The organism is Acidovorax sp. GW835-FHT14G06, from assembly GCF_058793595.1.
Map to the genome: position 1 here is coordinate 1 of NZ_JBXAGA010000002.1, position 14,855 is coordinate 14,855.

Annotated in this window: 12 protein-coding genes; 10 read left to right on the forward strand and 2 right to left on the reverse strand. The window is 55.2% G+C overall.

Annotated features, from left to right (window positions below; all coding sequences use genetic code 11):
- Positions 1 to 156 precede the first annotated feature (156 nt).
- From AC1Q64_RS02455 to AC1Q64_RS02470, 4 genes are all read left to right on the forward strand, one after another.
- On the forward strand, positions 157 to 1,947 hold the full coding sequence (locus AC1Q64_RS02455) for an acyl-CoA dehydrogenase (RefSeq protein WP_492250330.1): 1,791 nt from the start codon (positions 157 to 159) through the stop codon (positions 1,945 to 1,947).
- A gap of 136 nt (positions 1,948 to 2,083) precedes the next feature.
- Positions 2,084 to 3,037: an NAD(P)H-dependent flavin oxidoreductase gene (locus AC1Q64_RS02460; protein WP_291439925.1), complete on the forward strand. Its 954-nt coding sequence runs from the start codon at positions 2,084 to 2,086 to the stop codon at positions 3,035 to 3,037.
- 280 nt (positions 3,038 to 3,317) lie between these two features.
- On the forward strand, positions 3,318 to 4,448 hold the full coding sequence (locus AC1Q64_RS02465; protein WP_492250331.1) for an ABC transporter substrate-binding protein: 1,131 nt from the start codon (positions 3,318 to 3,320) through the stop codon (positions 4,446 to 4,448).
- 236 nt (positions 4,449 to 4,684) lie between these two features.
- The gene (locus AC1Q64_RS02470) at positions 4,685 to 5,803 is read left to right on the forward strand and encodes an acyltransferase family protein (RefSeq protein WP_492250332.1); all 1,119 of its coding nucleotides are present in this window, start codon (positions 4,685 to 4,687) and stop codon (positions 5,801 to 5,803) included.
- A gap of 62 nt (positions 5,804 to 5,865) precedes the next feature.
- Here AC1Q64_RS02470 and AC1Q64_RS02475 read toward each other — a convergent pair whose 3' ends face one another.
- Both AC1Q64_RS02475 and AC1Q64_RS02480 read right to left on the reverse strand, forming a co-directional pair.
- Positions 5,866 to 6,396, reverse strand: coding sequence for a hypothetical protein (locus tag AC1Q64_RS02475; RefSeq protein WP_492250333.1), 531 nt, complete (start codon positions 6,394 to 6,396; stop codon positions 5,866 to 5,868).
- Positions 6,397 to 6,523: 127 nt separating this feature from the next.
- On the reverse strand, positions 6,524 to 6,742 hold the full coding sequence (locus AC1Q64_RS02480; protein ID WP_430458587.1) for a GreA/GreB family elongation factor: 219 nt from the start codon (positions 6,740 to 6,742) through the stop codon (positions 6,524 to 6,526).
- A gap of 174 nt (positions 6,743 to 6,916) precedes the next feature.
- On the opposite strand from AC1Q64_RS02480, the gene pilV reads away from it, so the two are divergent.
- The 6 genes from pilV to AC1Q64_RS02510 are packed head-to-tail and all read left to right on the forward strand — an operon-like array spanning position 6,917 to position 14,782.
- Positions 6,917 to 7,567, forward strand: a complete 651-nt coding sequence (gene pilV, locus AC1Q64_RS02485; protein ID WP_430458586.1) for a type IV pilus modification protein PilV — start codon at positions 6,917 to 6,919, stop codon at positions 7,565 to 7,567.
- Positions 7,567 to 8,613 carry a PilW family protein gene (locus AC1Q64_RS02490; RefSeq protein ID WP_492250676.1) on the forward strand — a complete coding sequence of 349 codons (1,047 nt, stop codon included), beginning with the start codon at positions 7,567 to 7,569 and terminating at the stop codon, positions 8,611 to 8,613. The genes pilV and AC1Q64_RS02490 overlap by 1 nt, the downstream gene beginning before the upstream one ends.
- 1 nt (position 8,614) lies before the next feature.
- On the forward strand, positions 8,615 to 9,259 hold the full coding sequence (locus AC1Q64_RS02495; RefSeq protein WP_492250334.1) for a pilus assembly PilX family protein: 645 nt from the start codon (positions 8,615 to 8,617) through the stop codon (positions 9,257 to 9,259).
- An 11-nt stretch (positions 9,260 to 9,270) separates the two neighbouring features.
- Entirely contained in the window at positions 9,271 to 13,704 is a 4,434-nt protein-coding gene (locus AC1Q64_RS02500) for a pilus assembly protein (protein ID WP_492250335.1), read from the forward strand.
- Positions 13,701 to 14,216 carry a type IV pilin protein gene (locus AC1Q64_RS02505; RefSeq protein WP_492250336.1) on the forward strand — a complete coding sequence of 172 codons (516 nt, stop codon included), beginning with the start codon at positions 13,701 to 13,703 and terminating at the stop codon, positions 14,214 to 14,216. Before AC1Q64_RS02500 ends, AC1Q64_RS02505 begins: the two co-directional genes overlap by 4 nt.
- Complete coding sequence (locus AC1Q64_RS02510; protein ID WP_430458581.1) at positions 14,213 to 14,782, forward strand: GspH/FimT family pseudopilin; 570 nt, start codon at positions 14,213 to 14,215, stop codon at positions 14,780 to 14,782. The genes AC1Q64_RS02505 and AC1Q64_RS02510 overlap by 4 nt, the downstream gene beginning before the upstream one ends.
- Positions 14,783 to 14,855 lie beyond the last annotated feature (73 nt).

Sequence of the window (14,855 nt, forward strand, 5' to 3'; positions counted from 1 at the left end):
GAGGCGCCGATCTTCAGCGTGGCCGACTACGGGCTGGAGGCGGATCTGTTTGCGGCTGTGCCTGAACTGGTCAAGGCCCTGTAAGAACGCCCCTGTGCACACAAAGGCATCGCTCGCGATGCCTTTTTTTTGACGAAATTTCCCTTGGAGACACCCATGAGCTACACCGCCCCCGTCAAGGACATGCTGTTCGCCATCGAGCACCTGGCCAACATTGAACAGATCGCCCAGATCCCCGGCTTTGAAGACGCCGGCCTCGACACGGCCGCTGCCGTGCTGGAAGAGTGCGCCAAGTTCAACGAGGGCGTGCTGGCCCCGCTCAACTGGGAAGGCGACAAGAACCCGTCGAGCTTCAACGCTGGCGTGGTGATCACGACGCCTGGCTTCAAGGAAGCCTTCCGCCAATACGCTGAAGGCGGCTGGCAGGGCCTGCAGCATCCCGCCGACTTTGGGGGCCAGGGCCTGCCCAAGACCATCGGCGCAGCCTGCATCGAGATGACCAACAGCGCCAACATGAGCTTTGCGCTGTGCCCGCTGCTGACCGATGGCGCCATCGAGGCGCTGCTGACCGCTGGCAGCGATGAGCTCAAGGCCAAGTACCTGGAAAAGCTGGTCACCGGCCAATGGACCGGCACCATGAACCTGACCGAGCCGCAGGCCGGCTCCGATTTGGCTCTGGTGCGCACGCGCGCAGAGCCGCAGCCTGATGGCACTTACAAGATTTTCGGCACCAAGATCTACATCACCTACGGTGAGCACGACATGGCCGAGAACATCATCCACCTGGTGCTGGCCCGCGTGCAGGGCGCGCCCGAGGGCGTCAAGGGCATCAGCCTGTTCGTGGTGCCCAAGTTCATGGTCAACGACGACGGCAGCCTGGGCGCGCGCAACGACGCCCACTGCGTGAGCATCGAGCACAAGCTGGGCATCAAGGCCAGCCCCACGGCTGTGCTGCAGTTTGGCGATCATGGCGGTGCCGTGGGCTATCTGGTAGGCCAGGAAAACCGGGGCCTTGAATACATGTTCATCATGATGAACGCCGCCCGCTACGCTGTGGGCATGCAAGGCATCGCGATCTCCGAGCGCGCCTACCAAAAGGCCGTGCAGTACGCCAAAGACCGTGTGCAGAGCCGCCCGGTGGACGGCAGCATCAACGCCAGCGCCGCCATCATTCACCACCCTGACGTCAAGCGCATGCTCATGACCATGCGCGCCACGGTAGAAGGCTGCCGCGCCATGGCGACCGTTGCGGCCGCCGCGTTTGACGCCGCGCACCATCACCCCGACGCCGACACGCGCAAGCAGAACCAGGCGTTCTATGAATTCATGGTGCCGCTGGTCAAGGGCTACAGCACCGAGACCAGCCTGGAAGTAACCAGCCTGGGCGTGCAGGTGCACGGTGGCATGGGCTTCATCGAAGAGACAGGTGCCGCCCAGTACTACCGCGACGCGAAGATCCTGACCATTTACGAAGGCACCACCGCCATCCAGGCCAACGACCTGGTGGGCCGCAAGACCGCACGCGATGGCGGCCAGGTGGCCAAGGGCATCGCCGCGCAGATCGAGAAGACCGAAGCCGACCTGCTGGCCAGCGGCACATCCGCAGCCCTGGCCGTGGCCAAGCGTCTCACGGCCGCGCGCAAGGCACTGCTCGACGTGATCGACTTTGTGGCTGGCAGCACCAAGGCCCAGCCCAACGCCGTGTTTGCGGGCAGCGTGCCTTACCTCATGCTGGCGGGCAACGTAGTGGCTGGCTGGCAGTTGGCGCGCAGCCTGCTGGTGGCACAAGGCCTGTTGCAAAAGGGACAGGACGAAGCCTTCATGCGCGCAAAAATCACCACGGCCCAGTTCTATGCCGACCACATCCTGGTGAAGGCGCCGGGCTTGCGCGATTCGATTGTGGAGGGCGCGGCCAGCGTGACCGAGTTGGCGCTGGAAGCCTTTTGAAGATTGAGCGTGTTGTGAGGGGACGGCTGCCTGCAGTATGGGTAGCCCATTGATATAAAAATGATAGCTGCTAGCGCTTGATGGAAAAGCGCTGGGGCTCTATTTCATCCTAAAATCTGTTCAGGAAGTTGTTGCCATGTCCAAACTGCCGCCCGTGTTGCAAAACCTCTCGTTGCCTATCATCGGCTCGCCGCTGTTCATCATCAGCAACCCCAAGCTCGTGATTGAGCAGTGCAAGGCCGGTGTGGTGGGCTCCATGCCTGCGCTCAATGCCCGCCCTGCCGAGCTGCTGGACGAATGGCTGGCCGAGATCACCGAGACCCTGGCCGCCTACAACAAGGCCAACCCCGACAGGCCTGCTGCTCCCTTTGCCATCAACCAGATCGTGCACAAGAGCAATGACCGGCTGGAGCACGACATGCAGGTGTGCGCCAAGTACAAGGTGCCGATCATCATCACCAGCCTGGGTGCGCGCGAGGACGTGAACCAGGCCGTACACGCCTGGGGCGGCGTGGTGCTGCACGACATCATCAACAACAAGTTCGCACACAAGGCGATTGAAAAGGGCGCTGACGGCCTGATCGCCGTGGCGGCTGGTGCTGGTGGCCATGCTGGCACCAAGAGCCCGTTTGCGCTGATCCAAGAGATCCGCCAGTGGTTCGACGGCCCGCTGGCGCTCAGCGGCTCTATCGCCAGTGGCGGCGCGGTGCTGGCTGCACAGGCCATGGGGGCGGACTTTGGCTACATCGGTTCGGCCTTCATCGCCACCCATGAGGCGCGCGCCAGTGAGGCCTACAAGCAAGCCATCGTGGATGGCAACTCGGACGACATTGTCTACAGCAACCTGTTCACCGGCGTGCATGGCAACTACCTGGCGCCCTCGATCCGTGCGGCAGGCATGGACCCGGACAACCTGCCCGAGTCCGACCCCAGCAAGATGAACTTCGGCGGTGACGCCAAGAAGGCCTGGAAAGACATCTGGGGCTGCGGCCAAGGCATCGGCTCCATCAACGCCGTGACCAGCACCGCCGAACTGGTCGCCAAACTGCGCAGTGAATACGAGGCAGCCCGCGCCCGCCTCAAGCTCTGACATCGCGCGCGGTGTGAGGAGCGGTGGCTTCGTGCTGCCGGGGCCGGTCGGCCATCCTTCTGCCTCACTCTGTCGTTTGTTTCGCCCGCAATGTGTGCCTACACATTGCGGGCGAAACTTTTGTGGGATGTGTTCAGGCGGTCTGTTTGCGGTGACGCATCCGAGGGGAAACCCGCGTGGGCAGGAGAAGACCCCTGCAGATAATGATGATGAAAAATAATCAATGAATGCCGACGCTGCGCGCGCTGGCCTTGTCACCATGTTGCGAGGGAAATGCCTGATGTTCCGTGCTTTTGTGTGCCTGCTGGCCTTGTGCGCCGCCACCCTGGTTCACGCCCGCAATGAAGGCGTGACCGCCGATGAAATCCGGCTGGGGGCATCGGTGGTGTTGTCGGGGCCGCTGGGGCCGCAGACGGCGCAGTATGGCGAGGGCTCGAGACTGCTGTTCGACGCGGTGAACGCGCAGGGCGGGGTGCATGGCCGCATGATCCGGTACACCACGCTTGATGATGCTTTCGACCCGCAAAAGGCCGTCGAAAACACGCGCCAGCTGCTGGAAAACGACAAGGTGTTCATGATCTTCCACAGCACTGGCACGGCCCAGACGGCGGCCATCCTGCCGTTGGTCAAGGAGCAGCGCACCCTGCTGTTCGGCCCCGTCACGGGCGCCTCGGTGTTTCGCGAGGCGTTCAATCCGTATGTGTTCCATGTGCGTGCGGGTTATGCGAACGAGGCCATCAAGATCGTGTCGCAGTTGCGCCAGCAAGGCATCACCCGTGTGGCGGTGTTCTTCCAGGATGACGGCCTGGGCAAGACACTGATGGCCGAGCTCAAGAAGGCATCGGACGAGGAGAAGCTGCCCTTCCTGGCCGAGATCAAGGTTGACCCTAAGCAGCCTGACTTTGCGGCAGCCGCGCAGGCGACCGAAAAAGCCCAGCCCCAGGCCGTGATCGTGGCCACTGCGGGCACCACCTTCACCAGCTACATCAAAGCCGTACAAGCCACGGCTGCGCGGCCAGCGTACTACGGGTTCTCTGTTGCCAGTATGGACGTGATCCAGCGTGAGCTTAAGGACAAGGCGAGGGGCATCATCCTTGCGCAGATCATGCCTTCACTGCGCAACACCACCATCCCGGTGGTGGCCGAATACCTGAGCCTGCTGCGCGCCAAGTCGCCCGGCGCCCAGCCATCGGCTTCGCAGTTCGAAGGCTTTGTCCATGCGCGTTTGCTGGTGGAGGGGCTACGCCGAACGGGGCGCAACCTGACCACCGAGTCGTTCACCAAAACGATGGAAGACGCGGGCGAAATTGCTTTCGGCCGTTTCAGCGTGAAATATTCGCCGCGCAATCACAATGGCTCCACCTACGTCGAATTGGCCATTGTGGATGCCGAGGGCAGCCTGCGCTATTGAGGGCCCTTGGGCCGAGCAAAGGGGCGGATTTGCGGTCTGCCGACCCGTGCTCTAAGGGGCGACCCAGGCGGGACAGCAAGGCAGTGCACAAAATCCTCTAACCAAGGACAATAGAGGGTTTTGTTGCTCCATCCTTTGTTCCGTTTGTCTCAGTGTTCCGTACTGGAGGCAATGCGTAGGGGATGGATCCGGATGTCTGGCGACGCTCCGTCCGCTGGAATTCACAAACACACCCTATGTCCTCGTTCACATCCCGCACGCCGCTGATCGACATGATCAAGGGCATGGCTTGCGCCACCATCGTATGGCACCACTTGGCCTTCTATGGCCCGATGTCCGACATCGCCCATCCCTTGGCTCCAGCACTTATAGCGTGGCTATATGACTATGGGCGCATGGCGGTGCAGGTGTTTCTGGTTTTGGGGGGATACCTGGCTGCTGCGAGCCTTGCGCCGCTGGGTGTGGCGCGTTTTGATCATGCTGGCTCCGCCATCGCCAAACGCTTTGTGCGGCTGGTGGTGCCCTACGCCGTGGCGTTGATGCTGGCGGTGCTGGTCGCCGCCCTCGTGCGGCCCTGGATGGAGCACCACTCTGTGCCCGATCAACCCACTCTGACCCAACTGTTGGCGAACGCTTTGCTACTGCAGGACATCGTGGGTGAAGGTGCTTTGTCGGCTGGCGTCTGGTACGTGGCCATTGATTTTCAACTCTTTGCGTTCACCGTGCTCATGCTGGCGGGTGTGCGTTCGCTGTCTGGACGCTTTGTGCAGCGCCACGCGGCGGCTCTGTCACAGGGCCTGGTACTGGTGGTGGCGGCTGCTTCGTTGTGGATATTCAACCGCATGGCCGGGTTGGACATGTGGGCGCTGTACTTTTTTGGTGCCTACGGCCTGGGCATGCTGGCCTACTGGGCGACGCGAGCGCCGCATGCCCAGGCATGGATGGCGGTCATGGTGCTGTTGGCGGGCGTGGCACTGGCAGTGGACTTCCGCGCACGCGTTGCCGTGGCTGCGGTCACGGCGCTGTGCCTGGTGGCGGCCATGCGCTCCGCTCGTGTGCGCAGCTTCACAGGTGCATCACCGCTCGTCGCGCTCGGCCAGATGTCGTATTCGGTCTTCCTGGTGCACTTTGCCGTGTGCTTGCTGGTGAACGCGGTGGTGAGCCACCTTTGGCCCACATCACCAGCGCTGAACGCCGTGGGCATGTTGCTGGCATTTGTTCTGTCACTGGCCGCTGGTCGGCTGTTGTATCTGCGAGTGGAGCGCCATGTACCATCGTGGTCCACGGCTGTGCGCTGGCAACTGGGGCTGGTGGGGGCAGGCATGCTGGTTGTTATCACTAGCAACTGGGCCTGACCCCTTCACTGCTTCACGGCGGCCATCTTTGGTCATGCAGTACGCCCTCACTGCGAGCACGGTTACCGCAGCAATTTGCGTTCCCGGCGTTTGCGCTGCTTGTCCAGAAACCAAGCCATGAAGGGCAGCAGCAGCATTGAGCCGGGGATCACCCAGATGAAGAGATAGGGGCTGACCGAAGACGCTGACCGCATCACATCCCGCAGATGCGCGCGCTCCTCCGCACTCCAGGTGCCCTGGCGGCGCTGCTGCACCAGCCAGACCACCGAGCCTTTCATGGTGGCCATCTCTCTTCGCAATCGGCTCTTTTCTCTGCTATTGCCCGCGAGAAAAGAGCAAAACCACTCCGGCGCTCGTTCCATTCGACGCTGGAATGCCAGGGTTGAATCGGGGTCAAATGCGTCGGCAGAGGAGGGATTATCTGAGTGCTGCGGTGTGGTCATTGCTGGCACCATTGTCTCCGCAGAAGCTGACAACACCAAACTTGCTTTGCGCTCGCACCCCGGCAATCTGAGGGATGAGCATAAGGCGGTGAAAATCGCCTGCGCCTTCTCTTTCCGACAAATACAGAATGTCGGGACGAGCACGATCATCACTTTGGTTAGAGCCCAGCCAACACCAGCTTATCGCGGACACGAACAAGCAGAGCAATGCGATGCCACTCGTGCGCAAAGCTCGGTAGACGATCAGCGCTATCGTGTGCGTCACGGGGAACGTGAGTCAGGCAGAACTCCTGGCCTGTCCCACAAAGCGAAAACCGACGTGCGAGTTCATTGTGACACCTGGGGTATTTTCCGGCGCCACGGCATCGGTGTTGTCAAAGTTTGCCCGCAGGACCGCTCTGCCTGCCAAAACGTGGGCCGACATCGCCGCAAAAAGGGCTTGGTTGTTGCGGTCAAGGTCCAAAGACGACGGGATGATCTGGATTTTTTGTTTCATTCAGTAACTTTTCGGAGCCCTGCAACGTGCGGGGGCGTAGACCATCGTGGATTTCGCACTGTGGAGTGCGGACACTAGTGGTACGTTTCAGTTTGGTGCCCGGCGGTCAATTCCAACGCACAAACGGCTTGCCCGCACCTACACCAAAGCAGGCCCACTCCGTAAGATATGCCCATGAAATATAGATCTTCATTCGGCATCGTTTGTGATCATTCATCCGCGCAAAAAGTGGGTCAATGTCGTTCCGAGAGCGGCTTCACCCTGGTGGAGGTCTTGGTTGCGATTGTGGTTTTGGCCTTCGGTATGTTGGGGACTGTAGGGATGCAGGCATTTGCGATTCAGGCTAATCGCGACGCGCGACTTCAAGCTCAAGCCGTGGTTTTCGCCCGCGAGCTTGCTGAAATGATGCGAGGGAACAAGGAAATCGCCGTTAAGACCACGGCTTCTGCCAATCCGTATTTGGTAACTTCTATGACGATGGCGTCGCCAAGCTACTGCATGAGAGTTGCCAATGCTTCGACCGGTTGCACATCCACGCTGGATGTTGCCAGCGCAGAAATGACGGATTGGCTGGCTCGTGTGGCGGCTGAACTGCCTGATGCCCGTGTCACGGTTTGCTTCGATGGAGCGCCTTATGACTCCAATGGCCTACCTCAGTGGACTTGCAGTGCAACGGGTGCTGATGAAATCGTATTCATCAAAATTGGCTGGACACGGACGGGGACTGACAAGAGCCAGACTGGTAGTGCTGCTCTGGAAAGAGCGAGTGATAGCGGCAGCCGCCCTTACGTCGTAGTTCCTGTGACTGGTGGGAACGCAACATGATGAAATACTTAACTTTCCGCTCTTCTGGTGCGGCACAACGCAAAGAGAATCACCAAAAAGGCGTAACGCTTGTTGAGTTGATGGTTGCAATGGCGCTAGGCCTTTTGGTTGCACTTGCCGCCGCTGCTTCTTTACTGATTTCTCGCCAAGGTTTTACTGCTGTGGATGCTGCCTCGCAGTTGCGCGATAACGGGCGTTATCTGCAAAGCCTCACCCAGCGCCTTGGCGTACAGGCGGGTTATAGAGATATTAAGTTTGCAACGGATACGATTGCCAAACCAAACCAAGCGTACGGCGCTAGTGCTCCTCCTCCCAATATCTTTGGTTTGAATAATGCATCTCGTACATCCACCGCTACGTGGGATGCGGGTACTACGCGTACTTCGGGACAGGTCGGCTACGGCAGCGATATCCTAGTGCTCCGCCATCAGACTAGCTCATCGACTCCAGATGCGGCGACCTCTGATGGCACCATGATTGACTGTGCGGGTGTGGCATCTACAGCTGTCCCCACTGGACTTGATGACAAGCTGGTTAGTATTCTCCACGTGGGCGTTGGATCAGACGGTGAACCCTCGCTTCTATGTTCTCGGTCAGACACTGGAGCGGCTCCTTATGATGTGCAGCCGATTATCTCTGGTGTCGAGAATTTTCAAGTCCTCTACGGGGTGGATGGTATTGGGCCAGGTAATACCACTGTCCCTATTCCTGCCACTTCAGCAGATTCTATTCCTGAGCGATATTTACGGGCGGATCAGTTGACGGTTGCTGGCAATGACGCTGCGACTTATGCCAACTGGCAGCGTGTCAGAAGCATCCGAATTGGTGTCGTGCTGCGCGGACCACGCGGGTCCGCTGTTGATAGTGCCAGTCAAACTTTTTATCCACTGGGGATTTCCAAGGGCTCGGGTGGCGGTACCGCAGGGTCTGGTTTTGCTAACAATTCAACAGATCCCGGCACAGAATATACCCCCACGGTGGATAGCCGCTTAAGACAAGTTGTCACCTTTACAGTGCATCTGCGAAATTTTCAGGGTGAGTACTGAAATGGCAAAAAAACATTTTCAACAAAAATATCAAGCGCCAATTAATCAGCGGGGTCTCTCGTTGATTGTTGTAATGCTGATTCTCATTGTGGTTTCGGTGCTCGGGGTGGGGGGGATACAAATTTCAATGATGGGTGAGCGGGGAACTCGAAATGACAGGGATATGCAAATCGCCTGGCAGAGCGCTGAAGCTGGATTGATAGATGCAGAGTTTGATATCGAGGGGCTTCCAGTTGCATCGTCAAACAAGAGAAATACGATATTTAAACGAGGTGACGTTGATCTGGCGAAGTTTATTGATAACTGCGGTGATTCGGGGCAAAGTATTGGATTGTGTGGTCTCAAAGAAACTGGAAAGCCCGCTTGGTTAACAGTTGATTTCACCGCAACAGGTACCGGCGCCAAGGCGGTGGAATTGGGCACCTATACCGGGCGGGATTTTCCATCGGGTGTTAAAGGCATTCAACCAGCCAAACCGCCCCGTTATGTGATTGAGCCGATTCTTGATAGGTTTGGGGTTAAATCGTATAGAACCACCGACCCTACCGCCGGCTCTGGTCCCTCTTATGTGTATCGGGTTACTTCTATGGGTTTTGGGCCTAATGGGGAAACACAGGGAGTGCTCCAGATGATTTATAGAAATTGAGCGGTGAAATCATGATGTTGAATTTTCCCAAAAATCTGAATGTTGCTGTTGTGGAAACGCTTCGAAAAATTCGAGGTGTTATTCCCCACTCGCGTACCGCATACTTTGCGTGGGGTTTGGCTCCACTCGTTATTGCTGTTTCTTTCGTCGCAATTGGGAGTGGAACTCCTCCATCCATCCCTGCCATTGCGCTAGCCAACGAGCCTCTGTACGCTGCAGTTGTGGTGGATAAGCCAGCGATGGCACTTGCCCTTTCGGTTGAGTTCCCCACTGTGGGTGCGCAATACACTCCAGGTGGAAGTACGGATAGCACCTACGACGTCGCTAAAGAGTATCTTGGATACTATGACGCCGAGAGTTGCTATGCATACAATGACGCCCCCACAGAAACACCGTCTGGCACGCAAACAATTGCAGATTTTAAAAGATTTGATCGTGTGGGTGCAGCTACCGGCCGCAAATGTACAAACGCATTCAGTGGCAACTTTCTAAATTGGTCATCGAGTTCAGCCATTGACATGCTCCGTCTGGCGTTGTCTGGTGGTGATCGTTATATAGATACTGCATCTTTGACTATTTTGCAGCGAGCGGTTATTCCCAACGGCGATCCAACTTGCATGTGGAATAGTTCAAACTTCCCGGCAAAACGGTTGTTGAAGGACGGTGGTGGTGCGGGTACCTATTGGGGGGCTGTGCCGACCGCCATGATCACTGCTGCAAACGGCAATGATATATATGTTGCCAATACACTGAATCGCATTTATTTTGGCACATCCCAAACGGGGGGGTGTGGTAACACTGGTGCTTATATTCTGGGTGCTAGCTCCGCTTCTACAGCAATTGGTCCGATTTCCGATCAGGCCGTCAACCGGCCAGGCAGTTCAACACTGTGTGCTGCTGAAAATGGAACGTGTAGTTTCACTGGGGTGAAAGAGGTTTGGTACGGCGCAAAATCCGGGGGAACCAACAAATGGAAAGTTGCACCAGCGTATAACGGGGTCTCTTGCACGAATGCTGTTTTTGGAGACCCGTGGTCTGGAGTGGGAAAGAGTTGCTATATTTCCGATTACACTGGATCTTGGACCCCTCCAACCTCTAGCGCGGCTTTGAATTCCGACGGCTTTTTCTATGCTCGGGTACAGGTCTGTAATGCCTCGTCTGGAACCTTGCAAGACTCTCGCAATTACAATTTTTGCAAGCAATATCCCAATGGAAACTTTAAGCCTACCGGTGTGATTCAGAAGTACAGCGACCAAATTCGTCTTGCCGCGTTCGGTTATCTTTTAGATCAAACGGCAAGTTATGACGCTGGTGGTCGGTATGGTGGTGTTTTGCGGGCTCCCATGAAGTATGTGGGTTCCAAAACCTATAGTGTTACTGGTCAGGATAATACGCCTGCTGGAGGAAATGCTAAGGCTGAGTGGAATGCGAATACCGGAGTTTTCTATGATAATCCAGATTCTAATGTCTCTCCCGCGATCAGTGGGGTCATAAATTATTTGAATAAATTCGGTCGAACCGGGCCCTCGCCTGGTGTTTACAAGAAATATGACCCAGTGGGCGAGTTGCATTATGAAGCGCTTCGTTATCTGCAAGGACTTCAACCTAGTGCAGATGCGATCAGTGGGACTATCACAGCAACTATGGCAGACGGTTTCCCATATTTTACAACTTGGACCGATCCATATGGAGATGGGCGTAGTAATACTAGTGATTACTCGTGTGTGAAGAGTAATATCGTTGTTGTGGGTGATATTAATACTCATGATGGAAATCGACTGCCGACCGCCAGCGCCTCTGGAAATGTTCCAGATATTAATTACTGGCGAGGAATTGTTCAAAAATTCGAAAAGAATACCGTCGGAACTTATCTGGATGGGCAGGGGAATACTCAGAGTATTGCAAATCCGAATACTGCAAATAATAGTGTGCCCTCTGCTACGAGTACAAGTCAAATCATGGGTTCTGCATATTGGGCCAGAACACACGACATCCGGGGAGCCGGTTGGACTGCTGATACAGCCAAACAACGGCCGGGACTCCGGGTGAAGACTTTTGTTTTCGATGTGAATGAGTATGGTGCACAGAATAATGACACCACACGCCGGACGGCTAATCAGTTTTTTATGGCGGCCAAGTATGGCGGTTTTGAGACTGATCCAACTAATCCAGGGCAAAAGCCATATAATGTAAAAGGAAATCCTTTTAAGGATCAAAATAATGTAAATAATAATAATGTCTGGCAAAAAACCGCAGAGCCTGGCGAGGCAAGCACTTACTATGTGTACAACACTGCTAAGACGTCGCCGGCGCGTGAGGTGCTCACTGCATTTGATGAGATTTTCAGCAGGGCATCTACCAGCGCACGAAGTGTTGCCGGTGGTGGTTTGAGTACTGGCAGCAAAGTGACCAGTAATTCGGTTTCCTATTCCGCTAAATTCGACACCAGCAATTGGAGTGGGGATGTGGTTGCCGAACCTATCACTCAAGACGCAAGTAATAACTTGGTTATTGGTACGCAGCTTTGGAGTGCTGCGCAGCGGTTGGACAACATGATTTCACCTGCTGCTAACCGCAAGATTTTTGTGGGGCGTGTGGGCGCTACATCGAGTACTACCGCCACTGCCTTCACATGGGGTGCGATTGATGCAACATTGAAAGCCCAGCTTGACAAGGCGAGCCCGACCGCGGCTTCAGATGGTTTGGCTGCAGACCGTCTTGCCTATCTTCGAGGGGACCGGACGAAGGAGGGTGCGCCGTTCCGGGTGAGGAGTTCTTTGTTAGGCGACATTGTCAACTCTAATATTTCGTACTCTGGGGCTCCTTCCAAGTCATTCACTGGTACGGGATATACCGCGTTTCGTGCTGCCTATGATTCACGCACCGCTGCCGTTTTTGCTGGGGCTAATGATGGTATGTTGCACGCATTCAACGCTACTACGGGCGATGAGTTGTTTGCTTATATTCCAAGTTGGCTTGGGCGTAATTTATCAGCATTGACAGATCCTACTTTCGCTAACAACCATCAAAATTATGTAGATGCTCCCTCCGTAGTCTCAGAAGCGCAGGTAGCCAACAGTGGCGCAAGCACTGATTGGAAGACGGTTCTCGTGTCCGGAACGGGTGGTGGCGGCTCTGGGGTGTTTGCGCTTGATGTATCTAACCCTGCTAACTTCAGTGCGTCCAATGTCATGTGGGAGTTCACTCGTGCCGATGATGAAGACATGGGGCAAGTTGTGGGTGAGCCCAAGATATTAAAAATTAAAACCAGTGGAACAAGTGCAACGGTTACCTATCGCTGGTTTGCTGTAGTCGGTAGTGGGGTAAATAATTATGTCCCTGATGCTGATAACAGGTTTAGCTCTACAGGTAAGCCAGCGCTTTTTCTGCTAGCCCTTGATAAGCCTTCTGGGGCCGCTTGGTCACTTGGCACCAATTACTACAAGATATCGGTACCTACTGATTCATCTTTGGCTTCGGCCAATGCCACTGGTTTGACCAACTTTAGTGCTTTGTATGGTACCCAGGGTGAGATGACAGACATCTATATGGGTGATCTTCATGGGGCTCTATGGAGACTCAAATTCGCCGGAAAGGAGCCCGCAGACTGGAATATGGACAAGCTGTCTTATTTTGATAAAGGTAGCGCGGGTAGCCCGATTCCTTACCCGTTGTATATCGCTCGAACAGGTGATGCGACGCCCAAAGTTCAACCGATTTTCGCAGCGCCAACGCCTTTCGCGGGGCCGATTGTTGGAGGGCTGGAGTCGTTTTATGTGGTGTTTGGAACTGGTAAATACCTTGAGTCCGGCGATAATATATCTACGACCACCCAATCGGTGTATGCGGTATATGATAATGGTGCTACGACAGCTGATAATTCCCCGGCCAGTGCTAGCGTGATCACAGGTCGTGGACGTCTGCAGGCCGGGACGGTAAATACAACCACCAAAGTGATTACGGTGAGCGCATTCAAATGGGGGCGGCCATCAACGAACACCGATATGACGAGCCGTGCAGGGTGGTATTTTGATTTACCTGTTGCAGGGGAAAGAATCGATCAAGCTGCACTTGATTTAGGTACTTTGTATGCTGCTATCAACTCCAAGATTCCTGGCTCTACCTCTGCTGGTGCTGGCTCATGCTCCAATACTCTTGGTAGTGGGAATCAATATTTCTTGAGCATCAACAGTGGCGCTGGATCGTACGTGCCATCTAGCCTTGGCTTGCTTGGCCCTCCGGTATTGTTATCTAGTGATTCGGAAACAGTCGTCACCCCATCGGACAGCACTGGAAGGCGTGTTCGCACAACTACACTGCGCCGCTTCACACAGGCGCAGAGCGGTATCGACACCAGCGCTCCTCCTGTCACAACGAAAGAAACGATTGGGCGTTTGAACTGGCGGCAAATTTTTAATTATCAAGATATGAAGAATGCGCCATGAATAGATCTAAAAAATATTCCGTAGGGTTCACGCTGATCGAGCTCATGATTGTTGTGGCAATTATTGGCATCTTGGCTGCTGTTGCTTATCCCGCTTACACTGACTCGGTTCTTAAGGGGCGTAGAGCGCAAGGCAGGACCGCCGTGGCTCAGTTGCTGCAGCAACAGGAGCGCTATATTACTCAGCAGAATTGCTACCTTGGTTTCACCACGAACACGTCGACAGGTGTCGCGACCGCCTCCTCCCCTGGTTCAGCGTGTGGCGGGGTCACGGCGGCGTCTGTGCCTTTCAAGACTTTTTCGGGAGACACTTTAGCCAATTCTCACTACATATTGAGTGCAGACGCTTGTCCAGCTGGCGCAGGCACCCTTTCAATTGGAGATTGCGTCAGAGTTGTGGCAACGCCCGTCAAGGCTGATCCTAAAGTTGGTGCTTTGCAGATGACCACTACCGGTACGAAGTCCTGCACGGGTACATCCGCATCAACAGACCCTAAACTTTGTTGGCCATGATGATGAAAATTCGTAGTTCTGGCTTTACGCTCATTGAACTGATTGTCACTATAGCTATTGCGGCTGTATTGGCTAGCCTTGCTGTGCCTAGCTTCATTCAATACCAGCGCAACTCAGAGCTTACTTCGCTGACTAACTCGCTTTTGGCTGCAGTGAATGCCGCGAAGGGTGAGGCAATGAAAACTGGCAAAAATGCTTTTGTTGTTCCTAAGGGGACGGGCTGGAATAGCGGTTGGTTAGTATATGTGGATATGAATCGTGATAATTCCTACACAGAAGGAACCGACGTTGCAGTTCAGGCCCAGAATGCCCCGAAGAGCTATTTTGATATCTCTGGCAATAGCATTGCTTCAGGCTCAAGTCCTTATATTAAGTTCGATAATTCTGGGTATTCAATAGACAACAGCGCATCGCCAGTAGCATTAAGTTTAACCATCGCCCGGACAGATACACCAAGTTCAAGTGCTTTAGAGGAAACCCGGCGTGTTGTGGTAGCTCGTACCGGCCGAGTAAGGACATGCAAGCCCAGCACAGATACAAGCTGCACAAGTTCTGCGACTCAGTGATTTAATTTGATTTCGTTGCGACTGGGTAGATTCAGCTGGTTATGTCATAAATGTATTCGGTTTGTTTGACGAA